A 24,471-nucleotide genomic window follows, 5' to 3' on the forward strand; every position below is an offset into this window, starting at 1 on the left:
GTCCGGCGAACACCGGGCGCCCACTGCGGGCGCCCTGCACAACCGCGCGGGGCGGTTCAGAACTCCAGGTTGTCGATCAACCGGGTGGTGCCCAGGCGCGCGGCGATCAGGGCCACGCGGCCGCCGCCATCGAAACTCGGCTCGGCCAGCTCCGGCGTGCGCAGTACCGCGTAATCCACCTGGAAGCCCGCTGCCTGCAGCGCAGCGACGGCGTCGGCCTCGATGCGTTCACGCGCGTGCCCGGCCACATAGCCTTCGCGCATGCCCAGCAGGGTGCGGTAAAGGGTGGTCGCCAACGGGCGCTGCTCGGCGCTGAGGTACTGGTTGCGCGAGCTCTTGGCCAGGCCATCCTCATCGCGCACGATCTCGGCACCGACGATCTGGATCGGGAACGACAGCTCGGCCACCATCTGCTTGATGACCGCCAGCTGCTGGTAGTCCTTGCGGCCGAACACGGCCACATCCGGCTGTACCTGCAGGAACAGCCGCGCCACTACGGTGCACACGCCATCGAAATGGCCCGGGCGGCTGGCGCCTTCCAGCACCTCGCTGACGCCAGGCGCATGCATCTGCGTGGTCTTGTCCACGCCCAGCGGGTACATCGCTTCGACGCTGGGCAGCCACACCGCATCGCAGCCCACCTGCTCCAGCCCGGCCACATCGGCTTCGGGGGTGCGCGGATAGCGGCTGAAATCCTCGTTCGGCCCGAACTGTGTCGGGTTGACGAAGATGCTGGCCACCACCTTGTCGGCGTACTGCTTTGCCAGGGTGACCAGCGCGTGGTGCCCGCCGTGCAGATTGCCCATGGTCGGCACCAACGCCACGCGCAGGCCCTCGCCCTTCCACTGCGCGATCTGCGCGCGCAGCGCACCGAGTTCGTTGAAGGTCTGGATCATTGGGCGTACGCGTGTTCTTCGTCGGGGAAGCTGCCATCGCGCACGGCATCGGCGTAGGCACGGGTGGCGCCGGCCACCGAACCGCCTTCAGCCAGGAAGTCCTTGACGAACTTCGGGCGACGATGGCCGCTGTCCAGACCGAGGAAATCGTGCAGCACCAGCACCTGGCCGTCGCACTGCGGACCGGCACCGATACCGATGGTCGGCACAGGCACCGCGGCGGTGACGGCGGCAGCAACCGGGGTCGGCACGCATTCGAGCACCATGATGCTGGCACCGGCTTCGGCCACGGCCTTGGCATCGTCCACCAGCTGGCGCGCGGCATCACCACGGCCCTGGATCTTGAAGCCACCCAGGCGCAGCACCGACTGCGGGGTCAGGCCCAGGTGCGAACAGACCGGGATCTCGCGCTCGACCAGGTAGCGGATGATGTCGACCTTGAAGCCGGCGCCTTCGATCTTGACCATCTCCGCACCCGCCTGCAGCAGCTGCAGTGAAGCATCCAGCGCGCGTTCCGGGGTGGCATCGGCGCCGAACGGCAGGTCGGCGATCAGCAGCGCACGCTGCAGCACGCGGGCGACTGCGCGGGTGTGATAGACCATGTCGGCGACGGTCACCGGCAGGGTCGAATCGTGCCCCTGCACGACCATGCCCAGCGAATCGCCGATCAGGATCAGGTCGACGCCATTGGCATCGAAGGTGCGGGCAAAGCCTGCGTCGTAGGCGGTCAACATGACCAGCTTCTGGCCATTGCGCTTGGCCTCGGCCAGGGCGGGAACGGTCCAGGGCTTGCTGTCTGCGTGGGTGCTCATGTGCTGATAACCGGGGGAGATAACCCGGGCATTATCACCCTAACGGCGCGATCCCGCAGGCATCCACCCGCATCACTGCATCCCGTACGCGACCGTGGCCGGGAATGGCCAGATCGGCGGCGATTTCGGCCAATGGCACCAACACGAACGCACGCTCGTGCAGGTAGGGATGCGGCACCTTCAGCTCGGGCAGGTCCAGCACCTGCTCGCCGAACAGCAGCAGGTCCAGATCCAGCGCACGCGGCCCCCAGTGCACGGCGGGGTCACGTACGCGGCCGAAGCGCTGCTCCAGCGCGAGCATGGCCTGCAGCAGCTCGACGGCGGGCAGATCGGTGTCGACCGAGGCCACTGCGTTGACGAACGGTGGCTGGTCCTCGTTGCCCCATGCCGGCGTCGCGTACAACCGCGAGGCCTGCGTCAACCGGGTTCCGGGCAGCTCGTCCAGCGCGGCAATGGCCGCGCGGACGGTGTTGGCTGCGTCGCCAAGATTGGCGCCCAGCCCGATCCAGGCACCGGTCATGGATTACTCGGCAGCACCGGCAGCTGCGCCATCGGGACGACGACGGCGACGACGACGCTTGCGCGGCGCTCCACCCTCCTCATCGCCGGCATCGCTGTGCAGGGAATCCAGCGACGAATCCAGCTCATGCCCGGACTGCGCCTGCGCTTCGCGCCAGAACGCGACGTCGGCTTCGTGCTCTGCCGATGCCACCTGGCGCAAGGCCAGGAAATCGAAGGCGGCACGGAAACGGGGATGGCTGAGCGTGCGCATCACACGCTTGCGCTGGCGCGAACTGAAGCGCGCCTGCAACAGCCAGATCTCCTGCATCGGCAGCGAGAAACGGCGCGGCAATGCAATGGTGCTCAGCTGCTGCACGGTGACACGGTCGGCGGCACGACGCTGTGCCTCTTCCGGCGCCACGCCCTGCTTGAGCAGCGTTGCCTGCGCGCGGCAATAGGCCGGCCACAGCAACAGCGCGAACAGGAACGCCGGCGACACGGGCTCGTCGTTGGCCACGCGTGCATCGGTGTTGGCCAGGCCCTCGACCAGCATGCGGCGCAGTGCGCCGGTACGGTTCGACTTCAGTGCCTTGGCACTTTCCGGGAACAACACGTCGAACAGGCCGTAGCGTTCCAATCCTTCGAAGCTGGCTACGCCGTGCCCGGACAGGAACAGCTTCAGGACTTCCTCGAACAGGCGCGCCGGTGCGGCTTCGTTGAGCAGGCCGGCCAGCTGCGGGATCGGTGCGGCAGTGCCCTCTTCGATCTGGAAGCCGAGCTTGGCCGCCAAGCGGACCGCACGCAGCATGCGCACCGGGTCTTCCTGGTAACGCTGCACCGGGTCGCCGATGAGCTTCATCAGGCGTGCCTGCACGTCTTCGAAGCCGCCGGTGTAGTCACGCACCGAGAAGTCCTCGATGGCGTAATACAGGGCATTGCAGGTGAAGTCGCGGCGGATGGCGTCGTCTTCGATGCTGCCGTACACGTTGTCGCGCACGAGCATGCCGTTTTCCATTTCGCGGTCGCCGCTGCCGTCATCGATGTTGGCACGGAAGGTGGCGACTTCGATGATCTCGCGGCCGAACACAACATGGGCCAGGCGGAAACGGCGGCCGATCAGGCGGCAGTTGCGGAACAACTGCTTGACCTGTTCGGGCGTGGCATCGGTGGCCACGTCGAAATCCTTGGGTTGGCCATTGACCAGCAGATCGCGCACCGCGCCGCCGACAAGGTAGGCGCCGAAGCCGGCATCGCGCAGTCGATAAAGCACGCGCAAAGCGTTCGGGCTGATGTCCTTGCGGGAGATCGTGTGCTGGTCGCGCGGGATGACGCGCAGGCTGAACGGTGATGTAGCAGAGGAAATGATGTTGGCGCTTCCGGTTGAAGTTTCGGGATTGCCCAATGGCATCGAGGTGCATATACTAGCGCTCCTGCACCGGCAGCGACACACTGCTCCCTTCGTCTAGTGGTTAGGACGTGGCCCTCTCAAGGCTAAAACAGGGGTTCGAGTCCCCTAGGGAGCACCAGTCGCCGCAGCAGGAACCGAAAAAGCCCGCCTTGTGCGGGCTTTTCTGTTTTCCGGAATCGTGTCGCCGACTGGGCTGGTCGCTTGAGCGCCTCCTTGCTTTCGGCTTGAGCCGGCGGGGTCACCCAGGGCAGGACACGCCGTGAACCCATCCATGGGGGCTCGATGGCGCCATCCATGGCGCCAACGGTCCTGCCCTGGGTGACCCCGCCTGCTCTGGACGGTTTCCCGCGCGCTGCAGCAACAGCCGACCAGCGCTTCAGTGCAATCCGCTGGCACCATGAAGCTGTCAGGAGGGGGCAATCAGGCGCCGACAAAATGCAACCGAAGCCAGGCACACGTCAGCCTTCCATCTGCTCCAGCTCTTTGCCCTTGGTCTCGCGCACGTAGCGGACGACGAAGATGATCGAGAGGATCGCGGCGACGGTGTAGATGCCGTACGCACCGGCCAGGCCGATGCCGGCCAGCAGCATCGGGAAGGTCACGGTGATCGCGAAATTCGAGGTCCATTGCGCCGCACCGGCCACGGCCAACGCCGGGCCGCGGATCTGGTTCGGGAACATCTCGCCCAGCATCACCCACATCACCGGGCCCCAAGACATGTTGAAGAACACCACATAGACGTTGGCCGCTACCAGCGCCAACCGGCCCATGCCGTCGGACAGCTGCAGCCGCCCCTCGGCCAGGCTGCCACTGGCGAAGGCCACCACCATCAGCACCAGGGCCACCGACATGCCGACCGAACCGACCCACAGCAGCGGCTTGCGGCCGATGCGATCGATCAGCACCACCGTCAGCAGGCAGGCGCCGATGCTCAGCGCACCGGACAGGACGTTGATCAGCAGCGCATCGCTTTCCGAGAAACCCACCGCCTGCCACAGCACCGCGCCGTAGTAGAACACCACATTGATGCCGACCAGCTGCTGGAACATCGCCAGGCCGATGCCGACCCAGACGATGGGGCGCAGCTTGCCGGTGGCCTTGTTGAGCAGGTCGCCGAATCGCGGCTTGTGCTGGTCCTGGGCCAGGCTTGCTTCGATCTCGGCCTGCTTGTTCACCGCGGCACGTTCGCCGTACAGCCGGCCAAGCACCGCCCTCGCCTGCGCCTGCCGACCCTTCATCACCAGGAAGCGCGGGCTTTCCGGGATCACCAGCAAGAGCAGCAGGAACAGCAGCGACGGCAGTGCCTGCATCCAGAACATCCAGCGCCAGGCTTCCTGCCCCAGCCAGAGCGGCTCGGTCGACGCACCCGCCGCCCGGGCCAGCAGATAGTTGCTGAGGAACGCTGCGAACAGGCCGCAGATGATCGCCATCTGCTGCACGGTCGCCAGCCGGCCGCGATAGCGCGCCGAGGCGACCTCGGCGATGTAGGCCGGCGACATCACGCTGGCCGCACCGACAGCGAACCCGCCCAGCACGCGTGCGCAGACGAACAACCAGGATGCATGTGCAGCGCCGGCGCCCAGCGCCGATACCAGGAACATCACGGCCGCCACGATCAGCACGCCGCGACGTCCCAGCCGATCGCCAAGCCAACCGGCCACGAACGCCCCGATCGCGCACCCCAGCAGCATCGAGGCGACCTCGAAGCCGAGCGCGGCTTCGCTGGAGTTGAAGGCCTGGCGCAGGCCGTCGACGGTGCCATTGATGACGCCACTATCGAAGCCGAACAGGAATCCGCCGAGGGTGGCGGCGCAACTGATCAGGACGATGAAGGCAGTGTTCTCACCGCCATTGGAGGCGGCACCGGGCTGGACTGGCGACATGAAGGATCCTGCAGGGAAGGGGGCCGACCGAAGCGGGCCGGCGGCCCTGGCAGCGTCGCACAGGGCGGGCATGCCGCCAAATGGGCGTTCCGGGTACCAATCCGGCCCACTTTCACACGGCGACCGACACCGGGGGCCAACCTGTTCTAGAATTGGCAGGTTCAGAAAGCGATTCGCCCTCTACCCATGCCCTTTGTCGTCACCGAAAACTGCATCAAGTGCAAACACACCGATTGCGTGGAAGTGTGTCCCGTGGATTGCTTCCACGAAGGCCCGAACTTCCTGGTGATCGACCCGGACGAGTGCATTGACTGCACCCTCTGCGAACCCGAGTGCCCGGTCAACGCGATCTTCCCGGAAGACGATGTTCCCGCAGGCCAGGAAGGTTTCGTCGCCCTCAATGCAGAACTGGCGAAGGAATGGCCGGTGCTGACCGTGCGCAAGGACCCGCCGGCCGACGCCGGTGAGTGGGATGGCAAGCCGGACAAGCTGAAGCTGCTGGAGCGCTGAGGCGCAGGCACCATGGCCCTGGTAGCTGCCAACCTTGGTTGGCACAAAGGCGCCGACCAAGGTCGGCCTCTAGAACCCGCAGGCAATGAAAAGGGCGCCCAGGGCGCCCTTTTCCGTTCTGGCCCTGGTAGCTGCCAACCTTGGTTGGCATAAAGGCGCCGACCAGGGGCGGCCTCTACCACGGCAGGTGCGAACCAGCAGGGTCCGCACCCGCCCAACCGGCCATTACGGGGCCAGCTTGGCCTTCAGTGCGGCAATCAGCTTCACCGGGGCTTCGGCGGTGGCCGGCAGGCCACGCGGGTCGACCGCGGAGATGTAGGCACCAGCGTCGACGGCGACCACGCGGACCAGGAAGTTGCTGCCTTCATAGGCCACGTCGTACGAGCCCAGCAGCTGCGCGCGGGTGGCGATGGTCAGGCCTTCCACGCCTTCCAGCGCGGTACCGACCTTGGCGAAGGCGTCTTCCTTGGTGCCGGCAATGGTGAAGCCGGTGGCGCTGACCGCCGGAGCGGCGGCGGCCGGAGCGGCCGGCTTGGTCGCCGAGCTCAGGGTCGGCACCTGGTTGTTGCCGGCGCCTGCCGGCAGGTTCAGGTCCGGCGGCACTTCCAGCGGACGCACTTCCGGGGCCAGGGCATAGTCACCCTTGACGCCACGCTTGAAACAACCGGTGGTGCCGGCGGCGACAGCTACAGCAAGCAGGGCGTAGGACAGCACGCGGACGGCGGAAACGGATTGGCGCATGTGAATCTCCTGGATCAGACCAAGACGGAAGGTCAGTGGCTGGAAAGGGCTTCGAGGGCGGCGATATCGCCGGCGAGATGGTCGGCGGCAGGCGCATGTGCAGCCGAAAGCGGCAACAGCGGCAGGCGCAGATCGTGACCGATGCCGATCCGACGCAACAGCGCCTTGACCGGAATCGGGTTGGATTCGACACCGCAGAAGTCATGGAACGGCTGCAGGCGCGCATCCCAGGATTCGACGGCTTCATGGTCATGGGCAGCAGCCAGGTCGCACATCCGGCGGTAAGCGCCGGGCAGCACGTTGGAGCCAACCGAAATCAGGCCGTCCATGCCGGCCTGGATCGAACGTGCGGCAGTGCCGTCATCACCAGTAAGCACGGCGAAGGCCGGGCTGCGCAGGTCCAGCAGCGCACGCACGCGGCCGGTGTCACCCACCGCTTCCTTGATGCCGACGATGTTCGGATGGCTGGCCAGCTCCGCCACGGTCTCCGGCAGCATGTCGCAGCCGGTTCGGCCCGGCACGTTGTACAGCACCACCGGCAATCCCCCCTGCTCGGCCACCGCGCGGTAATGCGCGATCAGACCAGCCTGGGTCGGCCGCACGTACGGCGGGGTGACCACCAGCGCGTGGGTGGCACCCAGCGCGGCTGCGCGGCGGGTCTGCTCGATGGTTTTGGCGGTGCCGGACAGGCCGGTGCCGGCCAGGACCGGAACGCGGCCGGCAATGCGCTCGACGGCGCTGGCCAGCAGCTGGTCGTACTCCGCATCGGACAGGGTGGCTGCCTCGCCGGTGGAGCCGGCAACGACAACGCCTTGGACGCCGCCCTCCAGCTGCAGGTGCAGCAGGCGCTGCCAACCGTCGGGGTCGAGTGCACCGTCGGCCCGGAAGGGGGTCGCCAGCGCGGTGATGAGGCCGGAAAGGGACAAGGACGTGCTGCTCTTGGCTGGGGAGGGAAAACGCCCGCCACGAAAGGGCGGGGGCGATCTGAATGTTACTTGCGGCGCGAAAGCACGGGCAAGTATGCTGGACACCGGTGGATCCCCGCCTCTGGCGGGCATTCAGACTAACGCATGCATTACCCGGAATCGCCTTGACCGACACCACCCCGCGCCCAGCGCCGAGCGAAAACCACCTCCTGATCAACGCCTATACGACGCATCCGGAGTCCCCCCTGTTGTCCGTCACCCGCCGCATCGCCGACAGCGGGTGCAATCTGGTGGATGCACGTCTGGCCACCGTGGGCCGCGATGTCTCGGTGACCGCGCTGGCCACCGGCTCCTGGGATTCGGTCGCCAAGCTGGAAGCGATGCTGACCCGGCTCGAGCGCGAGGAAGGCCTGAAGCTGGTCTGGTACCGCACCGAAGCCAAGCAGGCGCAGTCCAACCTGCTGCCGTACATCGTCGAGGTGATCGCCGCCGACAAGCCGGGCATCCTGTTCCAGCTGGCCGATTTCTTCGATCGCCAGGGCATCACCATCGAAACCCTGCAGAGCACGCGCTACCGCGCCATGCAGACCGGTGCGGAAATGTTCAGCGCACAGGTCACCATCGGCGTGCCGGCCAACATGCACATCGCTGCCCTGCGCGACGATTTCCTCGAGTTCTGCGACCACTTGAACCTGGACGCGATCATGGACCCGATGAAGTTCTGATTGAAACCCTGATTCTTCGCGCGCTCCTCACGGGCGCGTGGCGTTTCATGCAATTGTCGTAGAAAGAACCCAGGCTCGACAGAAGGACCTCATGAACAACGGCGATACCCTGGACAGCACCACCCTTTCCCTGCCGCTGGCGCTGTCCGGCGGCGCCCAGGCCACCCTCGGCGATTACGCCGGCCAGTGGCTGGTGTTGTACTTCTACCCCAAGGACAGCACCCCGGGCTGCACCACCGAGGGCATCGACTTCAACGCACTGCTGCCCGACTTCAGGAAAGCGGGCGCGGTCGTGCTTGGCGTCTCGCGCGACTCGGTGAAGTCCCACGACAACTTCTGTGCCAAGCAGGGCTTCGCGTTCCCGCTGGTCAGTGATGCCGACGAAGCGCTGTGCAGCGCCTTCGACGTGATCAAGATGAAGAACATGTACGGCAAGCAGGTACGTGGCATCGAGCGCAGCACCTTCCTGATTTCCCCCGACAGCCGCATCGTGCAGTCATGGCGCAAGGTCAAGGTCGCCGGCCATGCCGACGCCGTCCTCGCCGAACTGAAGGCCAATCAGTCCAAGTGAGTCCCATCGCCCACTTTGTCCGCCACCACCCTGCCCTGCAGCAGGCCGTGGTGGTTTTTCCCTGTCCGTAACCAGGAACCGATGATGACCCGAGGCAAGCGCATCTACGTGCTGGATACCAACGTGCTGATGCACGATCCCACCGCGCTGTTCAAATTCGAGGAGCACGATGTCTACCTGCCCATGCAGGTGATCGAGGAGCTGGACAACGGCAAGAAGGGCACGACCGAAGCGAGCCGCAATGCGCGCCAGGTCAGCCGCTTCCTCAACGAGCTGGTGCAGGCTTCGGGCCTGGACAACCTGGCCGAGGGCATTCCGCTGCAGCGGCCGCAGGGCCTGCAGCTGCGCGGCAAGCAGAGCGTGGGCCTGCTGCGCTTCCAGACCAGCCATTTCGACGCGGGCAAGAGCTTTGGCAAGGTCATCCCGGACAACGCCATCCTCGGCGCGATCCTGGCGCTGAAGGAAGAAACGCCGGAGATCCCGGTGGTGTTCGTCTCCAAGGACATCAACCTGCGGATCAAGGCGGCCATCGCCGGCATCGTCTCGGAAGACTACGAGAACGACCGCGCGCTGGACGATTTCAGCCTGCTCTACACCGGCGCCACCGAGCTGCCGGAAGATTTCTGGAAGCGCCACGGCGAGGATCTGCGCAGCTGGAGCGACAAGGGCCGCACGCACTACGAAATCCTCGCCCAGGACGGCGAAGAGTGGTACCCGAACCAGTACGTGTACCTGCCGGGCGAAGACGAAGTCGAGCTGCGCGTCAGCAGGATCGTCGGCGATGGCAAGGTGGTGTTGTCGCTGGTCGATGACTTCCGCCACGGCAGCCATGCCGTGTGGGGCATCAGCGCGCGCAACCGCGAGCAGAACTTCGCACTCAACGCACTGATGGATCCGGAGATCGACTTCGTCACCCTGCTCGGTACTGCCGGCACCGGCAAGACCCTGCTGGCACTGGCCGCCGGCCTGGCGCAGACGATGGACCAGCAGCGCTACCGCGAGATCATCATGACCCGCGCCACGGTCAGCGTCGGCGAGGACATCGGCTTCCTGCCCGGTACCGAGGAAGAGAAGATGACGCCGTGGATGGGCGCGTTGACCGACAACCTGGAAGTGCTGACGCACAACCAGGAAGGCGGCACCTGGGGTCGCCAGGCCACCAACGACCTGCTCGCCAGCCGCATCAAGATCCGTTCGATGAACTTCATGCGCGGCCGTACGTTCCTGTCACGTTACCTGATCCTGGACGAGGCGCAGAACCTGACGCCCAAGCAGATGAAGACGTTGATCACCCGTGCCGGCCCCGGCACCAAGATCGTCTGCCTGGGCAACGTCGAACAGATCGACACCCCGTACCTGACCGAAACCACGTCGGGCCTGACCTATGCGGTGGACCGCTTCAAGAACTGGCCGCACAGCGCGCACATCACGCTGCGTCGTGGTGAACGCTCGCGGCTGGCTGATTACGCGTCGGAGGTGTTGTGAACCGTTGCCCCCGTCTGCTGCTGCCATCGATGGCGGTCGCCATCACCACGCTGCTCGGTGCCTGCGCGACCACGCAGGGACCGGCCAGCGTGCCGACCACCGAACGCAGTGGCCAGTCCTGGGTGGTCACCCGCCCGATCATCGCCGCGCAGGTACTCGATACCTGCTCGCGACCCAGTCCCGGCCGCGAGGCCGGGCGGGTCAGCGGCTACTGGGCACCGAGCCGGCAGCAGGTGGACCAGTTGGAAGCGAAGCTGGCATCGCTGGAAGCGCAGGTGCCGCGCGTCATGGATTTCGACCGTCAGTATGTGGGCATCGAACTGGACGGAAAGCGGGTGATCTATATCAACGCGTTCCACCTGCCTGAAGACAACAGTCTGCGACCCGCCCGCGAAGCGGTGCGGGTCTGCGACGGTGGCGCGCAGTTCTGGGGCGCGGTCTTCGATCCGGCCAGCGGCACCTTCAACGAGCTGCAGTTCAACGGCGGCTTCGGCGGGCCTTGAGGGCCTGCCATGGGAATCCGCCTGCCCACCTGGGTCTGGATCGGCGCGGTCGCCCTGTCGTGCGTGGCCGGCATGGTCAATGTGGTCGGCTTCCTGGGTTTTGAACACCAGGCGGTCAGCCACATGACCGGCAGCACCAGCCAGCTCGGCATGGCGTTGGCGCAAGGTGATTGGCGCGCGGTCGGCCACCTGTGGGGTCTGCTGATCGCGTTTTCATTGGGCGCGATGCTCAGCGGGCTGCTGATCCAGGACAGCGCACTGCAGCTGGGCCGCCGCTACGGCGTAGCGCTGGCGTTGGAATCACTGTTGCTGCTGGCGGCCATTCCGCTGTTCAAGCAGCATCAGATCTGGGGCGCACTGGCAGCCGCGATGGCGTGCGGACTGCAGAATGCGATGGCCACCACCTTCAGCGGCGCCGTCGTGCGCACCACTCATCTCAGCGGCATGTTCACCGATCTCGGCATCGGCCTGGGCCACCTGCTGCGCGGACTGCCGCTGCAGGTACGACGCCTGACCCTGAGCGGCCTGATCATCAGCGGCTTCCTTGCTGGCGGCGTGATCGGCGCCTGGCTGTTCGTGCGCTGGCAATACGACGCCCTGCTGGCCCCTGCCCTGCTGACCGGACTGACCGGACTGGGCTATGTGTCCTACCAGCAGTGGGCACGCTGGCGGCGTTGAGCATGGCGCCATCCACGCATGGCGTGGATCTACGTTGTCCATCCGATCTTTTCCGCGATATCCACGCATGGCGTGGATCTACTGCGCAGGAAGCCGTCAGATGCGGGGCGGTGTGGGGCTGCAGGACCGTTGGCGCCATGGATGGCGCCATCGAGCCCCCACGGACGGGTCTACGGCGTGTCCTGCAGGCCCACACCGCCCCGCATCCCACCACATGCCGCCGTTGCTCCAGGTGTTGCTGTTGCTTCTGCCGGTGCCGGGCGCAGCCCGGCCGGCACTACCCCCTGGCAAGGCAGCACGGCACAATCACTGCATGAGCCCGACCACCCCTGTTTCCGCCCTGACCATTGCCGGTTCCGATTCCGGCGGCGGCGCCGGCGTCCAGGCCGACCTGAAGGCCTTCGCCGCGCACCGTGTGCACGGCCTGTCGGTGATCGCCGCACTGACCGCGCAGAACACCCGCGGCGTCAGCGCCGTGCACGTACCACCGATCGACTTCCTGCGCGCGCAGATCGAGGCCTGCTTCGACGACTTCGACATCCACGCGGTGAAGCTGGGCATGCTGGCCAACGCCGAGGTGATCCACGCCGTGGCCGATGCCCTGGAACGCCATCGACCGCCGCACGTGGTGCTCGACCCGGTGATGGTCGCCACCAGTGGCGCTCGCCTGCTGGAGGACCGCGCGCTGCAGGCAATGCGCGAACGGCTGCTGCCGCTGGCCACCCTGATCACCCCCAATGCGCCGGAAGCGGAGCTGCTGGTGGGCCGCAGCATCGCCAATGGCAACGACGCAGAGCGGGCCGCCGCCTCGCTCCTTGATCTGGGTGCCGGTGCAGTGCTGCTGAAGGGCGGTCACCTGCACGAAGGCAACCGCGTGGTCGACCGTTACTTCGACGGCGTCAGCAGCGAAGAATTCATCCATGCCCGCCTGCCACTGGATGCGCATGGCACGGGCTGCACGCTGGCCTCGGCCATCGCCGCGCAGCTCTGCAACGGGCTGAGCCTGGCCAATGCCTGCGAAGCCGGCATCGACTACGTGGCGCGCGGATTGCAGCAGGGCTATGCGCCCGGCCGCAGCGAGGTGCTGGTACTGGACCACTTCGGCGCGGCACCGCACGCATGAGCGATTCGCCACGCGCACTCGCCGTGGAAAGCGGCGATGGCCACCGTTACGAGGTCATCGCCTGCGTGCCTGCACAGCCACTGGCGCGGCTGTTGTGGCTGCCGGCGCTGGGCGTGGCCGCGCGCCACTACCTGCCGCTTGCACAGGCACTGGCAGCCAAGGGCGTGGCGGTCTACCTGCACGAATGGCGCGGAAATGGCAGCAGCTCGCTGCGCCCGTCGCGCAGCCAGGATTGGGGCTACAGGCAGATTCTCGACCACGATCTGCCTGCCAGCCAAGCCCTGCTCGCCGACGCTGATGCTGGCCAGAACGCGCTGCCATGGATCATCGGTGGCCACAGCCTGGGCGGTCAGCTGGCCTGCGTGCACGCCGGACGCCAGCCACAGGCGTTCGATCGATTGTGGCTGGCCGCCAGCGGCACACCGTTCTGGCGCACGTTCCCGCCACCACGCGGTTGGCTGCTGCCACTGATCTATCGCTTCCTGCCGTGGATCGCGCGGCGCCAGGGCGTGCTGCACGGGCGCCGGCTCGGTTTCGGCGGCACCGAAGCACGCGGACTGATCGCCGACTGGGCACGCGTAGGGCTGAGCAATCACTACGCCGCCGCAGGCATGGACGAGGACCTGGATGCGCAGATGGCGCGCGTGCATGGCAGTGCGCAGGCGGTGCTGATGGAAGACGATTGGCTGGCGCCCAGCGGATCAATGCAGGCGCTGCTGGCGAAACTGCCGAATGTCGCCTCGGAATTGCGTGTGCTTTCTGCGCAGGAGCTGGGTACGCAGGCCGATCACTTCGCGTGGATGAAACACCCGGAGGCTGTTGCAGAGGCGTTTTTCATTCAGTTGGGTGAAAATTTTCACAAAAGCGTTGACGACTCGCGCCGACATCCGCATAATTCCGCTCCTGTCGCAGGGCGCCCGTAGCTCAGTTGGATAGAGTACCTGGCTACGAACCAGGCGGTCGGGAGTTCGAATCTCTCCGGGCGCACCACTCGACAGACCTTCAGCATCCGCCGCTGGAAGTGCAGTAAAATTTGATTGTGTACCGCGCGCCCGTAGCTCAGTTGGATAGAGTACCTGGCTACGAACCAGGCGGTCGGGAGTTCGAATCTCTCCGGGCGCACCACACACGATCAACACAACAAGTTTATGTAATTGGCGCCCGTAGCTCAGTTGGATAGAGTACCTGGCTACGAACCAGGCGGTCGGGAGTTCGAATCTCTCCGGGCGCACCATTACACCGAAACAGCAGGCCTCGGCCTGCTGTTTTTTTTTGCGTGTTTTTCGGCAGGGCTGCGCCCTGCACCCGCCGAAGCAACGGCCGGAGCAACAGCAACAGCACGCATTCCGTGGGGTGGCGGGGCGGTGCCGGAGTGCGGGGACGCCGCAAGTACGTCCCTGTAGGCTTGGCAGCCGCATCCATGCGGCTGACACCCCGCACTCCGACACCGCCCCACCTCTGACAGATCACCGCGATCTGCGGTAGATCCACGCCATGCGTGGATGACTCCATTGAATTCGAATATTTCGACAGTTGAACGAAGGACATCCACGCTTGGCGTGGATCTACGTGTCGACCAAGGTCGACACCCACTAACCGCACCAGCACCGGCAGATCGCGAAAATCTGTCGAAGGCGGGGTGGGTCCGGTTGCGGGAGTGTCCGCGGCATGGATGCCGCGGCCAAGCCCCCATGGACGGGTTTACGGCGTCTCCCGCAACCGGACCCACCCCGCCATCCCACGGAATGCCCGCTGTTGCTTCGGCTTCGGCTTCGGCTTCGGCTTTGGCTGTTGCCGTTGCCGTTGCCGTCGATTCGGCAGGTGCAGGGCGCAGCCCTGCCGAACCCTACCCCTCTGCCATCGCCTGCCACCATTGCGCCAGCAGCTCCGGCCGCCGCAGGCGCTCGCGCCACCAGCGCAGGGCCGCGCCATCTTCGCCGGTGCGCCAGGCCAACCAGAAGGTCTCTTCCGGCTTGTGCTCCTCGACCTCGCGGATCACCAGCTGGCCGCGCGCCACCGCCGCGCGCGCGCAGGGCTCGGGCAGGAAGCCGAATCCCAGCCCCTGGCACTGCAGCTTCAACTTGCTGGCCATGTCCGGCACGGTCAACGTCTCCTGGCCCATCAACAGCCCCACCGTTCGTGGCAGCAGCCGCCGCGCCGAGTCGGACACGGCGATCGCGCAGTACGGCGCCAACTGCTCGCGGCCCAGCACACCCGGTACGGACGCCAGCGGATGCCCGGGTGCCACCGCAAACACAAAATCAACGCTGCCCAGCGGCTCGACCACGTAGCCCCCGCCACTGGGACCCTCACCGGGAGCCGCGACCAACAGGTCGGCGCGCCGGTCCAGCAGCGCTTCCCAGGTACCGGACAGTGCTTCGCCAAACAGGCGCAGCCGGGTGGGCGCCGCCACCTCGCGGAACGCGGCGATATCCGGCCCCAACAGCCAGGTCGGGAACACCGAATCCACCGCCAGGGTCAATTCCGCCTCCCAGCCCGACGCCACCCGCCGCACTCGCAGTTCGAGCTCCCGGGCCGCACGCAGCAGGTGCCTGCCCTCCTCCAGCAGCGCGCGCCCGGCCTCGGTCGGCTCCGCCCGCGGCCCGATCCGGTCGAACAGCTGCACCCCAAGGTCCTCTTCCAGCTTGGCCACGGTGTAGGAAATGGTCGAAGGCACCTTGTGCAGGGCCTTGCCGGCGCCGGCAAAGGAGCCTCGGCGGTCGATCGCGTCCAGGATCTGCAGGGCATCGAGGCTGAGTTTGAGCATTCGAAATTTTCGATGATGGCTGTCAAAACTATCCGTTTTTCAAACCCAAGGTGCAAGCGGATACTTCTCTTCAACGGGGAAACACAGCGGCTACCCGCCCACCCCGCCCCATCGAAACCATCGAACAAGGAGATTCCATCATGCTGCAGATCCGCAAGAGCGCTACCCGTGGCCTGGCCGAGCATGGCTGGCTGTCCTCGCGCCATACCTTCTCGTTTGCCAGCTACTACGACCCCCGCTATGTGAGCTTCGGCCCACTGCGGGTCATCAACGAAGACAAGGTGATCGGCGGCCAGGGTTTCGGCACCCACAGCCACAGCAACATGGAGATCGTCTCCTACGTGCTGGGCGGCGCGCTGGAACACAAGGACTCGATGGGCACCGGTTCGGTGCTGCGCTACGGCGACGTGCAGCGCATGAGCGCAGGCAGCGGCGTCAGCCACAGCGAGTTCAACCATTCGGCCAGCGATCCGGTGCATTTCCTGCAGATCTGGATCTTCCCGGAGGCCGAGAACATCGCGCCGTCGTATGAGGAGACCCACTTCACGCCGGAGAGCAAGCGCGGCCAGCTGCGCCTGATCGCCTCGCCGGATGGCGCCGATGGTTCGCTGCACATCCATCAGGATGCGCGCATCTTCGCCACCATCCTCGATGGCGAGCAGAAGCTGCACCACGCCTTGGCTGCCGGCCGCGGCGCGTATGTGCAGGTGGCGCGTGGCCAGCTGCAGGTCAACGGCATCACCCTGGAAGCGGGTGACGCACTGCAGGTCAGCGACGAGGCACAGCTGACCCTGGAAAACGGCAACGACGCCGAAGTGCTGGTGTTCGACCTGAAGCTGTAACCAGCATGCCCGCGATGCCATCCGGCAGCGCGGGCATGTCCTGTTGCAACGCGATCAGAACTTGTACGTCACTGCCAGCCGAACGTTGCGCGGCTCGCCCCAGGTGTAGGTGCTGTACCAGCTGAAGATCGTGTAATAGCGCTTGTCCAGCAGGTTGTTGACATTGACCGTGGCCGACAGGCGATCATTGAACTGATACCGGGCCATGGCATCCAGCAGCCAGTACGGCTGGGTGCGATGAACCACCGACGTGCCACTGGCCGGGTTGGTGATGTCGCCGAACGTGGAGTCCTGCCAGCGCGCACCGCCACCGACAGTCAGGCCCTGCCAGTCGCCGCGCAGGCGGTAGCTGGTGTGCAGGCTGAACTGGTTTTCCGGCTCCAGCGTGGTCACCTTGCTGCCGGCCTGGCGGGCGATCTTGTGCGCAAAGCCACCCTGCACCTGCCAGCCCTCGGCCAACTGCCCGGACATCTCCAGTTCGTACCCCTTGGTGCGTACGCCCATCAGTGCGCGATAGGCGTCTTCTCCGTTGGGCGTTTTGCCGCCTGTAGGCTGAGCGAAATTGTCCTGGTCGAGCTGGAACAGTGCCGCGCTGGCATTGAAGCGGCCGTCGAGGAACTCCGCCTTCAGGCCCATTTCATAGCTGCGGCCTTCCAGCGGATCCAGTGCCTTGCCCTGTTCGTCGCGTTCGCTGTGCGGCTTGAAGATGGTGCTGTAGCTGACATACACCGAATAGTGCTGGCCAAGGTCGTAGACCACGCCGGCATAAGGCACGAACACGCCCGTCTCGCGCGTCTGCGGCGAACGGTAGCTGGCCAAGCGGCTGCCGACGATCACCTTCAACGGGTCGGCCACGTCGAAGCGACCGACCACGTACAGGCCGTTCTCGCGGGTCACCTCATTGTTGCCATAACCGCGCTGCCATTCCGGCTCCGGGATGTCACCCTTCCAGCTGTTGTAGTCGGCAACGGCGGTCGGGTACCCGGGCTGCGGCGAATAGCCGGTGTTGGTCCAGCGCTTGCGCGATGCACTGCCGCCGACCACCAGTTCATGCTGGCGACCGAACAGGCCGAAATTGCCGCTCAGATAGAAGTCGGCCGCGTTGCTGACCGTCTTGCCGACGTACTTGCCCAGCCACAACGAGACGCCTTCGCCGGTGACCGGATCGGGATTGCCACCGGCCGCACCGGCCAGTGCCGCATCGTAGCCGTTGACCTGGTGGTTGAGCTGCAGCTTGGCTACCCAGTCGTTGTCGAAGGTATGTTCCAGCGTGGCAAAGCCGGTGCGCACGTATTGGCGCCAACCGCTCCAGCGGGTGCCGTTGTTGAACGAGCGCGGCATGTCGTTGAAATTGCCCTGGCTGTCCAGCAGCGGAATACCGCCCCAGGTCGAGCCCTTGGGATCGCTCTCCAGCACGTCGCCACCGACTGTCAGCAGCGTGCGTTCGCCCAGATCGGCTTCCAGCACGGCATAGCCGACCTTGCTGGTGCGCTGGTAGAAATCCAGATTGGAATGCTTGTCCTGCCAAGCACCTACCGCGCGCCCGCGCACGCGGCCATCGGCGGTCAAGGGTCCACCGACATCGACTTCGACACGGTAGTCGTCCCAGCGGCCGACGCCCAGCGTCGCACTGCCAGCAAATTCCTTGCCCGGCTTCTTGCGCACCAGGTTGATGGTCGCGCCGGGGTCGCCCATGCCGGTCAGCAGGCCGGTGGCGCCCTTGAGCACTTCGATGCGGTCGTAGATCGCGGTATCGCTGAGCGTATTGCCGGCCGAGTACGCCGAGTCGCGTGACATCGGAATGCCGTCGTACTGGAAGTTCTGCACGGCAAAACCACGTGCGTAGTACTCGGTGCGCTCACTGTCGTACGTGACGATGCTGATGCCCGGGGTCACCCGCATCACGTCATCGATGCCATCCAGACCGAAGTCGTCCATCTGCGCGCGGGTGATCACGCTGATGGTCTGCGGGGTCTGCCGCGGGGTCAGTACCAGGCGGGTGGCGGTGGCGATGGTGCCCGGCGTGTAGGCACCGCTGCCTTCGGTGATGGTGCCCAGCTGGTTGGCGGTGACCTGCACGGTCTGCAGCGTCTGCGAGGGCGTCCTGCCCTCTTCTTCAGCCGGCGCCGATTGCGCCGAGGCGGCGCCGGCAGTGGCCACTGTGGTCAGCAGAAGACCATTGGCAAGGGCCCTCGCCAATGGGCGGCGACGCAGGGACAGCACGGAAAAACGAACAGGCACAGACGACACGACGGGACCTCCACGAAGGGGTGGGATCCTCTGGCGGCGGCTCGAGGGGAAGGGGGGAATGCGGCCAAGGGCGGCCGGCGCAGGAGTTTACTCTCCTGCGCCCCCGCTGTCGTGGGGTGGCGCCAGTGCCTGACCAGGGACTGCTGCCTGGCGATAGTCAGCCGTCGACGGCAGCCACGGCCTCCAGGATCAGCGCTGCCACTTCGGCCGGATGCGAGGCCAGCGAGGCATGGCTTGCCTCCAGCTGCAGCAGGCGCTTTGGCTGCATGCGTTCGGCCATGGCCTTCTGGTTCTGTGGCGCGATCATCCGGTCCTGGCTGGAAAGCTGGTACCAGCTCGGCTTGTGCTTCCACGCCGGATCGCTGATCGCATCACCGAAGGTGCTGGCCAGCGGCGCCTTCTGGGTCACGGCCATCACCCAGCCTTCGTCGGCGCTGAGGTCTTGGCAGAAGCTCTCATGGAACTTGTCGGCACGCAGCCACAGATAGCCATCGCTGTCCGGAGCGAGGTTCGGTGCTGCTTCGGGCAGGTGCTGCTGGGTGATGCCACCGGGGCTCTCACCACTGTCCGGCGCAAATGCGGCGATGTAGACCAGCGCCTGCACATTCGGTTGGTTGCCGGCTTCGGTGATCACCGCGCCTCCGTAGGAGTGCCCGACCAGTACGACCGGGCCATCGATCTGGCGGATCATCCTGCGCGTCCGCTCGGCGTCGTTGACCAGCGAGGTCAGCGGCAGTTCGACCGCCTTCACCTGGTCGTGGCCCTTGCGGTGCAGCTCCAGGATGACCTTGCCCCAGTGTGCGGCCCCGCCCCAGAACCCATGGACGAGGAGGATGGTCGGTGTGGTGCTCATGCGCTGATCTCCGGCGGCGGCCGGGCGGAATGCCGACCGTCGGGCTACTTTGCGCTGGCGACGTTAATCAACGGTGACGCATCCGGACCACTGCATTCGTATGCGTCGCCCGATGTCATCCATGGCACTTGCCGATGGCTTCTGAAAACGTTTTCATGAAGAGGATCTTCTGGAGCCTTCCTCGCGCATGACGCCCTCTTCTCCCCGCGCCCAGCAGCACGCGACCCGCGCTGCGTTCTTCATTCCCGGCTTTGCCACCGCTGCCTGGGCACCGATGGTGCCCTTCGCCAAGGCCAAGGCTGGGTTGTCCGACGCCAGCCTGGGCGGGCTGCTGCTGTGCCTTGGCCTCGGCTCGCTGCTGGCGATGCCACTGGCCGGTGCGTTGACCGCGCGCCTGGGCTCGCGCCGCTTGATGATTGCGACCACGGCCTTGATCCTGCTCGCCCTGCCACTGCTGACGCTCGCCCCCACGCCGCTGGCACTGGGAGCAACGCTGTTCGTGTTCGGCGCGGGTGTGGGGGCGATGGACTGCACGATGAACATGCAAGCGGTGGCCGTCGAGCGCGATGCAGGGCGGCCGATGATGTCCGGCTTCCACGCGTTCTACAGCATCGGCGGCTTCATCGGCGCCGGCTGCATGACCGGCCTGCTGGTTCTCGGCACGCCCCTGTGGCTGGCGTCATTGGTTGCCGTGGCGGCAATGTTGCTGGTGGCCCTGTTGTCGGCACCGCACTGGCGCCCGCAGCGCATTCTGCATGACGGCCCGATGCTGGCCCTGCCGCACGGCGTGGTGCTGTTCATCAGCGTGCTCGCCTTCGTGGTGTTCCTGGCCGAGGGTTCGATGCTGGACTGGAGCGCGGTGTTCCTGGCCGAAATACGCCACGTGCCGCGCGACCAGGCCGGTGCCGGTTTTGCCGTGTTCACGCTGGCGATGACGGCGATGCGCCTGTTCGGCGATGGCATCGTCGAGCGCCTCGGCCGAACCCGTACCATCGTCATTGGCGGCATCACCGCTGCGGCCGGTTTCGCGCTGGCCACGCTGGTGCCCTCCTTCGCCATGGCGCTGGTCGGCTACGTGCTGGTGGGCCTGGGCTGCGCCAACATCGTGCCCGCCCTGTTCTCGATGGCGGGCCAGCAGCGCGCGATGCCGGAGAGCATTGCGATCACCGCAGTCACCACGCTGGGCTATGCCGGCATTCTTGCAGGCCCCGCAGCGATCGGCGCGCTCGCCCATGCCACCAGCCTGGGCTTTGCCTTCCTGTGCGTGGCAGCGATGCTGCTGGGTGTAGCGGCATCTGCACGTTCACTGGCCCGCCGCCTGCCCTGACGCTCAGCCGCGTGCTGGGGTTTTTGCGGGTGTGTCGACGCCGTGCACCAGCCATTCGGCCTGGGCCGGCAACTGCGGTGCCGGACACGCGGCTTTCGGATGGTGCTCGTCGCGCGCCATCCAGTCATCGACCACCCCGGCCAGCAGGTCCAGCCGCAGCGGCAGGGTGATGTGATCTTCGCCGCGCATCTCGATGTAGTGCGCACGCGGATTGGCCTGCGCCAACGCGCGGCCTTGGCTGACCGGAATGTGCTGGTCGCCCTGCCCGTGCAGCAGCAGCACGCAGGCGCGGGTATCGGCCAGCGCGCGGGCAACATCCACCTTGTCCAGATCCACGTCGATGCGGCGGCTGGCGGCGGCCACCACCTGGTTGATGTCCTGGCTGCCGTAGCGCCAGCGTGCATACGAAGCGATGGCCTGTGCCTTCAACCCTTCCGGCTGCAGGGCCATCAGATGCGGAATCATGGTGCGGATCGCAACCCCAGCATTGGCGAACGATTCCATCGCCACCACGCCGGCGACCTGGTCGCCCAACTTGTCGGCGGTGAACAATGCGGTGGCAGCGCCGTAGGAAACACCGAACAGGTACAGCGGGCCGGTCACTTCGCCGCGCGCGCGCAGTTCGGCGATGACATCCACAACATCGTCCGACTCGTAGGTGCCGTAGCCGGAGGGACCGGCGCCGGACTGGCCATGGTTGCGCAGGTCCAGGGTGATCACGCGGTAGCCCGACTCGGCCAGCTGCAGCGACCATGGCAGCATCGAATCACCGTTCATCATCCAGCCGTGCAGCAGCACCACGGTGCCGCGCGGCGCCTGCGCGCGGAACGGCTGCGGTACGGACAGGCTCAACCCGGTATCCAGCGGCAGGCCGTTCTGGTGCTGCTGCGGCAGATAGTGGTAGCGCGCACCGTAGTCGCCCGGATCGAAAGCACGCCAGAAGATCGGCACGCCATCACGGCCCGGGGCGAAGCCATGCCGGTTCGGCAGCGCGGCCACAGCTGCGGCGATACGCGGTTGATCAAGCAGGGTCGAGACGCCACCGGGCGCGATCAGACGATCGCTGAGCGAGGTGGACGAGGCCGTCATCGAAGAAGAGCATGCAGCCAGCCACAGGCCGGCGCACGCCAGCAAAAGCAGCAGCAGGCGCTTCATGGGCAGTCAGGGGAAAAGTGCGACAGCGTGGCAGGTTAGCGGCCACGCCCGGCGCCATCTATCGCAGCTGGATGACGGGTTGATGACAGCGCAGGATCGATTCAGCTTGTCACAATGTCGCGACCGGCCAAAGCATTGATCCGGATCAATGAACGCCATCGCACGAATGGCCACAGTGCCGGCATGCGCACCCCGTTCAAGCTCGCCATTGCCCTGGCCGCCACCTTGGCCGCCGCTTACGGCATCGCCCGCAGTACACCGTACTGGTTCGCCCCGCCGCAACAGGCCGAGGTCGACATCCACGACCCGGCCCTGATCGAGCAGGGCCGGTACCTGTCGCGTGCCGCCGACTGCGCCGCCTGCCATACAGCACCGGGCGGCAGGCCGTTCGCCGGCGGCCTTGGCATGCAGACCCCGATGGGCACGCTGTACTCGACCAACATCACACCGGACACGGAGACCGGCATCGGCGCATACGACTACGCCGATTTCGAGCGCGCGGTGCGGCGTGGCATCCGCCATGACGGCCAGCCGCTGTATCCGGCCATGCCCTACGCCTCGTACGTGATCGCCAGCGATGCCGAGATCAAGGCGCTGTACGCCTACTTCATGGGTGCGGTGCAGCCGGTCCGGCAGGACAACGCCGACAGCACGATTCCGTGGCCGGCAAACATGCGCTGGCCGCTTGCCTGGTGGCAGCTGTTGTTCGCACGTCCGCGCAGCTTCAGCCCTGATCCCACCCTGGATACCGGCCAGCAGCGCGGCGCCGAACTGGTTGAAGGCCTGGCCCATTGCGGCGCGTGCCATACCCCGCGCGGGCTGGCCTTCCAGGAAAAGGCGATGGCCGACGATGGCAGCCGCCAGTTCCTGTCCGGCTCGGTGCTGGAAGGCTGGTATGCGAAGAACCTGCGCAATGAACAGACCGGCCTGGCCAGCTGGAGCGAAGCCGAAATCGTCGAGTTCCTGCGTACCGGCCGCACCGATCGCTCCGCAGCTTTTGGCGGCATGGCCGATGTGGTCGAGCACAGCACGCAGTACCTGTCCGACGCAGATCTGCTGGCGATGGCGCGGTACCTGAAGCAGCTGCCGGCCCGCGAAGGGCGCAGCGCGCAGTGGACGCCGGGCACCGACACCACCACCGCCGCACTGCGCGGTGGCGACTACCGGGTGGCCGGTTCGCTGGCCTACGCCGAACACTGCCAGGCCTGCCATCGCGCAGATGGCCGCGGCATGCCACGGGTCTACCCAGCCCTGGCGGGCAACTCCATCGTCTTCGCCGATGATCCCAGCTCGCTGGTGCAGGTAACCCTGACCGGCGGGCGCACGCCACGTACCGCGCATGACCGCATGGCATTCACCATGCCGGGCTTCGAGCAGCTGCCCAATGCGCAGCTCGCCGACATCCTCACCTTCATCCGCAACAGCTGGGGCAACCAGGCCAGCGCGGTCACTGAACTGGACGTAGCACGCATGCGCCGGGTGGTGCGTGACAAGCCGGCGCATGTGGTCCCGCAGGAGACGGCGCAATGAGGCGTTCGAAGAAGCGTTCGACAGCGTTGATCGCCAGCGCGGTCGTTGTGGTGCTGCTGGCCGGTGCTGGCACGCTGCTGTACCAGCACCTGTACCCGGACCTGGACGCGGAAGTCGCGAGGACCCTGGACATCCTCGACAGCCACGGCCAGGTGGTGGGCCAGTACCACGTGCCCAGTGCCGAGGAGATCGCCAGCCTCGGCAACGCCGACGCGGTGATGTTCGGCCGTCGCCTGCTCAACGAGACCGCACGCCTGCTGCCGGACAACGTCGGCAACGATCTGAACTGCAATTCGTGCCACATGGCCGAGGGCAAGCGACCGTTCGGCAACCACTACTTGAACACCGGAGGCGGCAGCTACCCGCGCTACATGCCGCGACCGGGCAGGGAAATCGGCCTGGCCGAGCGCATCAACGGTTGCCTGCAGCGTTCGATGAACGGCAAGCCGCTGGCCAAGGACGCACCGGAGATGCGTGCGATGCTGGAATACATGGCGTGGCTGAGCCGCCCGGTACCAGAGGGTGCGCGCGTGGCCGCGCCCAGCGAAGGGCCGATCGACAGCACGCTGACACCGGACCCGATACGTGGACAGGCGCTGTATGCCGCGCAGTGCGCCGCCTGCCACGGCGACAACGGCGAAGGCCGGCGCGATGCCAGCGGCGATATCGCGTTCCCGCCGTTGTGGGGCGAGCGCAGCTTCAACATCGGTGCCGGCATGGCGCGGCTGTACAAGGCCGCAGGCTTCGTCAAGCACAACATGCCGCCGGCAATGACCCGTGAACCGCCACTGGGCCAGCAGGTGATGCCCGACCAGGACGCGGTGGATATCGCCAGCTACTTCATCAACCAGCCGCGCCCGGACTTCGCCGGCAAGGCCAAGGACTGGCCGCGTGATCCGAAACCGAAGGACGCGCGCTACTGAGCAACGCCCCGGTTTTGCCGGCCGTCACACAACACACTCCCTGCATCTGCGCGTCACCGCCA

23 protein-coding genes and 4 tRNA genes are annotated in these 24,471 nt (G+C 66.2%); 16 read left to right on the forward strand and 11 right to left on the reverse strand.

Going from position 1 to position 24,471, the window contains the following annotated elements; all coding sequences use genetic code 11:
- Positions 1 to 56 precede the first annotated feature (56 nt).
- Genes panC through pcnB form a run of 4 tightly spaced genes read right to left on the reverse strand, consistent with a single transcriptional unit; the run spans position 57 to position 3,611 of the window.
- Positions 57 to 896, reverse strand: a complete 840-nt coding sequence (panC, locus tag AC1DKR_RS11675) for a pantoate--beta-alanine ligase (protein WP_478032954.1) — start codon at positions 894 to 896, stop codon at positions 57 to 59.
- Positions 893 to 1,708, reverse strand: coding sequence for a 3-methyl-2-oxobutanoate hydroxymethyltransferase (gene panB / locus AC1DKR_RS11680; RefSeq protein WP_025878796.1), 816 nt, complete (start codon positions 1,706 to 1,708; stop codon positions 893 to 895). The genes panC and panB overlap by 4 nt, the downstream gene beginning before the upstream one ends.
- 34 nt (positions 1,709 to 1,742) lie before the next feature.
- A complete protein-coding gene (gene folK, locus AC1DKR_RS11685; protein ID WP_025878795.1) occupies positions 1,743 to 2,228 on the reverse strand; it encodes a 2-amino-4-hydroxy-6-hydroxymethyldihydropteridine diphosphokinase in 486 nt (161 codons plus the stop codon).
- Positions 2,229 to 2,231: 3 nt separating this feature from the next.
- Complete coding sequence (pcnB, locus tag AC1DKR_RS11690) at positions 2,232 to 3,611, reverse strand: polynucleotide adenylyltransferase PcnB (protein WP_033830828.1); 1,380 nt, start codon at positions 3,609 to 3,611, stop codon at positions 2,232 to 2,234.
- A 49-nt stretch (positions 3,612 to 3,660) separates the two neighbouring features.
- On the opposite strand from pcnB, the gene AC1DKR_RS11695 reads away from it, so the two are divergent.
- Positions 3,661 to 3,735 (forward strand) — tRNA-Glu (locus AC1DKR_RS11695).
- Between the two features lie 340 nt (positions 3,736 to 4,075).
- Here AC1DKR_RS11695 and AC1DKR_RS11700 read toward each other — a convergent pair.
- Positions 4,076 to 5,500, reverse strand: a complete 1,425-nt coding sequence (locus AC1DKR_RS11700) for a sugar porter family MFS transporter (RefSeq protein ID WP_478032957.1) — start codon at positions 5,498 to 5,500, stop codon at positions 4,076 to 4,078.
- A 186-nt stretch (positions 5,501 to 5,686) separates the two neighbouring features.
- Between AC1DKR_RS11700 and fdxA the strand changes: the two genes are divergently transcribed.
- The gene (gene fdxA / locus AC1DKR_RS11705; RefSeq protein WP_005409054.1) at positions 5,687 to 6,010 is read left to right on the forward strand and encodes a ferredoxin FdxA; all 324 of its coding nucleotides are present in this window, start codon (positions 5,687 to 5,689) and stop codon (positions 6,008 to 6,010) included.
- 225 nt (positions 6,011 to 6,235) lie between these two features.
- Here the strand turns inward: fdxA and AC1DKR_RS11710 are convergent, their stop codons facing one another.
- Together AC1DKR_RS11710 and dapA are read right to left on the reverse strand one after the other, a co-directional pair.
- Positions 6,236 to 6,751 (reverse strand): hypothetical protein, encoded by a 516-nt coding sequence (locus AC1DKR_RS11710; RefSeq protein WP_478032959.1) that lies wholly within the window; start codon positions 6,749 to 6,751, stop codon positions 6,236 to 6,238.
- Positions 6,752 to 6,783: 32 nt separating this feature from the next.
- A complete protein-coding gene (gene dapA / locus AC1DKR_RS11715) occupies positions 6,784 to 7,677 on the reverse strand; it encodes a 4-hydroxy-tetrahydrodipicolinate synthase (protein WP_478032961.1) in 894 nt (297 codons plus the stop codon).
- A gap of 164 nt (positions 7,678 to 7,841) precedes the next feature.
- On the opposite strand from dapA, the gene AC1DKR_RS11720 reads away from it, so the two are divergent.
- From AC1DKR_RS11720 to AC1DKR_RS11765, 10 genes are all read left to right on the forward strand, one after another.
- On the forward strand, positions 7,842 to 8,402 hold the full coding sequence (locus AC1DKR_RS11720; RefSeq protein WP_025879444.1) for a glycine cleavage system transcriptional repressor: 561 nt from the start codon (positions 7,842 to 7,844) through the stop codon (positions 8,400 to 8,402).
- A gap of 91 nt (positions 8,403 to 8,493) precedes the next feature.
- Positions 8,494 to 8,973 carry a peroxiredoxin gene (locus AC1DKR_RS11725; RefSeq protein WP_032977901.1) on the forward strand — a complete coding sequence of 160 codons (480 nt, stop codon included), beginning with the start codon at positions 8,494 to 8,496 and terminating at the stop codon, positions 8,971 to 8,973.
- Between the two features lie 84 nt (positions 8,974 to 9,057).
- A complete protein-coding gene (locus AC1DKR_RS11730; RefSeq protein ID WP_025879446.1) occupies positions 9,058 to 10,458 on the forward strand; it encodes a PhoH family protein in 1,401 nt (466 codons plus the stop codon).
- Positions 10,455 to 10,961, forward strand: a complete 507-nt coding sequence (locus AC1DKR_RS11735) for a hypothetical protein (RefSeq protein ID WP_230112520.1) — start codon at positions 10,455 to 10,457, stop codon at positions 10,959 to 10,961. Before AC1DKR_RS11730 ends, AC1DKR_RS11735 begins: the two co-directional genes overlap by 4 nt.
- Before the next feature lie 9 nt (positions 10,962 to 10,970).
- Complete coding sequence (locus AC1DKR_RS11740) at positions 10,971 to 11,639, forward strand: YoaK family protein (protein ID WP_478032963.1); 669 nt, start codon at positions 10,971 to 10,973, stop codon at positions 11,637 to 11,639.
- A 313-nt stretch (positions 11,640 to 11,952) separates the two neighbouring features.
- Positions 11,953 to 12,762 (forward strand): bifunctional hydroxymethylpyrimidine kinase/phosphomethylpyrimidine kinase, encoded by an 810-nt coding sequence (thiD, locus tag AC1DKR_RS11745; RefSeq protein WP_312787139.1) that lies wholly within the window; start codon positions 11,953 to 11,955, stop codon positions 12,760 to 12,762.
- The gene (locus AC1DKR_RS11750) at positions 12,759 to 13,685 is read left to right on the forward strand and encodes an alpha/beta hydrolase family protein (protein ID WP_478032966.1); all 927 of its coding nucleotides are present in this window, start codon (positions 12,759 to 12,761) and stop codon (positions 13,683 to 13,685) included. The genes thiD and AC1DKR_RS11750 overlap by 4 nt, the downstream gene beginning before the upstream one ends.
- Positions 13,676 to 13,752, forward strand: a tRNA-Arg gene (locus tag AC1DKR_RS11755). The genes AC1DKR_RS11750 and AC1DKR_RS11755 overlap by 10 nt, the downstream gene beginning before the upstream one ends.
- Positions 13,753 to 13,810: 58 nt before the next feature.
- Positions 13,811 to 13,887: transfer RNA gene (locus AC1DKR_RS11760), tRNA-Arg, on the forward strand.
- Between the two features lie 32 nt (positions 13,888 to 13,919).
- Positions 13,920 to 13,996 (forward strand) — tRNA-Arg (locus AC1DKR_RS11765).
- Positions 13,997 to 14,608: 612 nt separating this feature from the next.
- On the opposite strand, the gene AC1DKR_RS11770 is transcribed toward AC1DKR_RS11765, so the two are convergent.
- Entirely contained in the window at positions 14,609 to 15,529 is a 921-nt protein-coding gene (locus AC1DKR_RS11770; RefSeq protein ID WP_025878941.1) for a LysR family transcriptional regulator, read from the reverse strand.
- 140 nt (positions 15,530 to 15,669) lie between these two features.
- Between AC1DKR_RS11770 and AC1DKR_RS11775 the strand changes: the two genes are divergently transcribed.
- Positions 15,670 to 16,371, forward strand: coding sequence for a pirin family protein (locus AC1DKR_RS11775; RefSeq protein ID WP_025878940.1), 702 nt, complete (start codon positions 15,670 to 15,672; stop codon positions 16,369 to 16,371).
- A gap of 54 nt (positions 16,372 to 16,425) precedes the next feature.
- Here AC1DKR_RS11775 and AC1DKR_RS11780 read toward each other — a convergent pair whose 3' ends face one another.
- Both AC1DKR_RS11780 and AC1DKR_RS11785 read right to left on the reverse strand, forming a co-directional pair.
- Entirely contained in the window at positions 16,426 to 18,621 is a 2,196-nt protein-coding gene (locus AC1DKR_RS11780; RefSeq protein WP_478032968.1) for a TonB-dependent siderophore receptor, read from the reverse strand.
- A gap of 157 nt (positions 18,622 to 18,778) precedes the next feature.
- Positions 18,779 to 19,474 carry an alpha/beta hydrolase gene (locus AC1DKR_RS11785; protein ID WP_312786421.1) on the reverse strand — a complete coding sequence of 232 codons (696 nt, stop codon included), beginning with the start codon at positions 19,472 to 19,474 and terminating at the stop codon, positions 18,779 to 18,781.
- A gap of 187 nt (positions 19,475 to 19,661) precedes the next feature.
- Here AC1DKR_RS11785 and AC1DKR_RS11790 point away from each other — a divergent pair, with 187 nt between their 5' ends.
- On the forward strand, positions 19,662 to 20,801 hold the full coding sequence (locus AC1DKR_RS11790) for an MFS transporter (RefSeq protein ID WP_032976527.1): 1,140 nt from the start codon (positions 19,662 to 19,664) through the stop codon (positions 20,799 to 20,801).
- A 3-nt stretch (positions 20,802 to 20,804) separates the two neighbouring features.
- Here the strand turns inward: AC1DKR_RS11790 and AC1DKR_RS11795 are convergent, their stop codons facing one another.
- Complete coding sequence (locus AC1DKR_RS11795) at positions 20,805 to 21,956, reverse strand: alpha/beta fold hydrolase (protein WP_032976526.1); 1,152 nt, start codon at positions 21,954 to 21,956, stop codon at positions 20,805 to 20,807.
- A 183-nt stretch (positions 21,957 to 22,139) separates the two neighbouring features.
- Between AC1DKR_RS11795 and AC1DKR_RS11800 the strand changes: the two genes are divergently transcribed.
- Both AC1DKR_RS11800 and AC1DKR_RS11805 read left to right on the forward strand, forming a co-directional pair.
- Positions 22,140 to 23,486, forward strand: a complete 1,347-nt coding sequence (locus AC1DKR_RS11800; RefSeq protein ID WP_478032971.1) for a c-type cytochrome — start codon at positions 22,140 to 22,142, stop codon at positions 23,484 to 23,486.
- On the forward strand, positions 23,483 to 24,409 hold the full coding sequence (locus tag AC1DKR_RS11805) for a c-type cytochrome (RefSeq protein ID WP_312108351.1): 927 nt from the start codon (positions 23,483 to 23,485) through the stop codon (positions 24,407 to 24,409). The genes AC1DKR_RS11800 and AC1DKR_RS11805 overlap by 4 nt, the downstream gene beginning before the upstream one ends.
- The last annotated feature ends 62 nt before the right edge of the window (positions 24,410 to 24,471 follow it).

The sequence above is a fragment of the Stenotrophomonas sp. 01N47 genome (assembly GCF_056399165.1).

Excerpts from the sequence above, each read along its gene's own strand:
- AC1DKR_RS11740 (WP_478032963.1), top strand. The coding sequence starts at position 10,971 with ATGGGAATCCGCCTGCCCACCTGGGTCTGGATCGGCGCGGTCGCCCTG.
- AC1DKR_RS11710 (WP_478032959.1), bottom strand. The coding sequence starts at position 6,751 with ATGCGCCAATCCGTTTCCGCCGTCCGCGTGCTGTCCTACGCCCTGCTT.
- AC1DKR_RS11775 (WP_025878940.1), top strand. The coding sequence starts at position 15,670 with ATGCTGCAGATCCGCAAGAGCGCTACCCGTGGCCTGGCCGAGCATGGC.
- AC1DKR_RS11770 (WP_025878941.1), bottom strand. The coding sequence starts at position 15,529 with ATGCTCAAACTCAGCCTCGATGCCCTGCAGATCCTGGACGCGATCGAC.
- AC1DKR_RS11795 (WP_032976526.1), bottom strand. The coding sequence starts at position 21,956 with ATGAAGCGCCTGCTGCTGCTTTTGCTGGCGTGCGCCGGCCTGTGGCTG.
- AC1DKR_RS11785 (WP_312786421.1), bottom strand. The coding sequence starts at position 19,474 with ATGAGCACCACACCGACCATCCTCCTCGTCCATGGGTTCTGGGGCGGG.
- AC1DKR_RS11750 (WP_478032966.1), top strand. The coding sequence starts at position 12,759 with ATGAGCGATTCGCCACGCGCACTCGCCGTGGAAAGCGGCGATGGCCAC.
- AC1DKR_RS11800 (WP_478032971.1), top strand. The coding sequence starts at position 22,140 with ATGCGCACCCCGTTCAAGCTCGCCATTGCCCTGGCCGCCACCTTGGCC.
- AC1DKR_RS11730 (WP_025879446.1), top strand. The coding sequence starts at position 9,058 with ATGACCCGAGGCAAGCGCATCTACGTGCTGGATACCAACGTGCTGATG.
- AC1DKR_RS11700 (WP_478032957.1), bottom strand. The coding sequence starts at position 5,500 with ATGTCGCCAGTCCAGCCCGGTGCCGCCTCCAATGGCGGTGAGAACACT.
- panC (WP_478032954.1), bottom strand. The coding sequence starts at position 896 with ATGATCCAGACCTTCAACGAACTCGGTGCGCTGCGCGCGCAGATCGCG.
- fdxA (WP_005409054.1), top strand. The coding sequence starts at position 5,687 with ATGCCCTTTGTCGTCACCGAAAACTGCATCAAGTGCAAACACACCGAT.
- thiD (WP_312787139.1), top strand. The coding sequence starts at position 11,953 with ATGAGCCCGACCACCCCTGTTTCCGCCCTGACCATTGCCGGTTCCGAT.
- folK (WP_025878795.1), bottom strand. The coding sequence starts at position 2,228 with ATGACCGGTGCCTGGATCGGGCTGGGCGCCAATCTTGGCGACGCAGCC.
- panB (WP_025878796.1), bottom strand. The coding sequence starts at position 1,708 with ATGAGCACCCACGCAGACAGCAAGCCCTGGACCGTTCCCGCCCTGGCC.
- AC1DKR_RS11805 (WP_312108351.1), top strand. The coding sequence starts at position 23,483 with ATGAGGCGTTCGAAGAAGCGTTCGACAGCGTTGATCGCCAGCGCGGTC.
- AC1DKR_RS11790 (WP_032976527.1), top strand. The coding sequence starts at position 19,662 with ATGACGCCCTCTTCTCCCCGCGCCCAGCAGCACGCGACCCGCGCTGCG.
- AC1DKR_RS11725 (WP_032977901.1), top strand. The coding sequence starts at position 8,494 with ATGAACAACGGCGATACCCTGGACAGCACCACCCTTTCCCTGCCGCTG.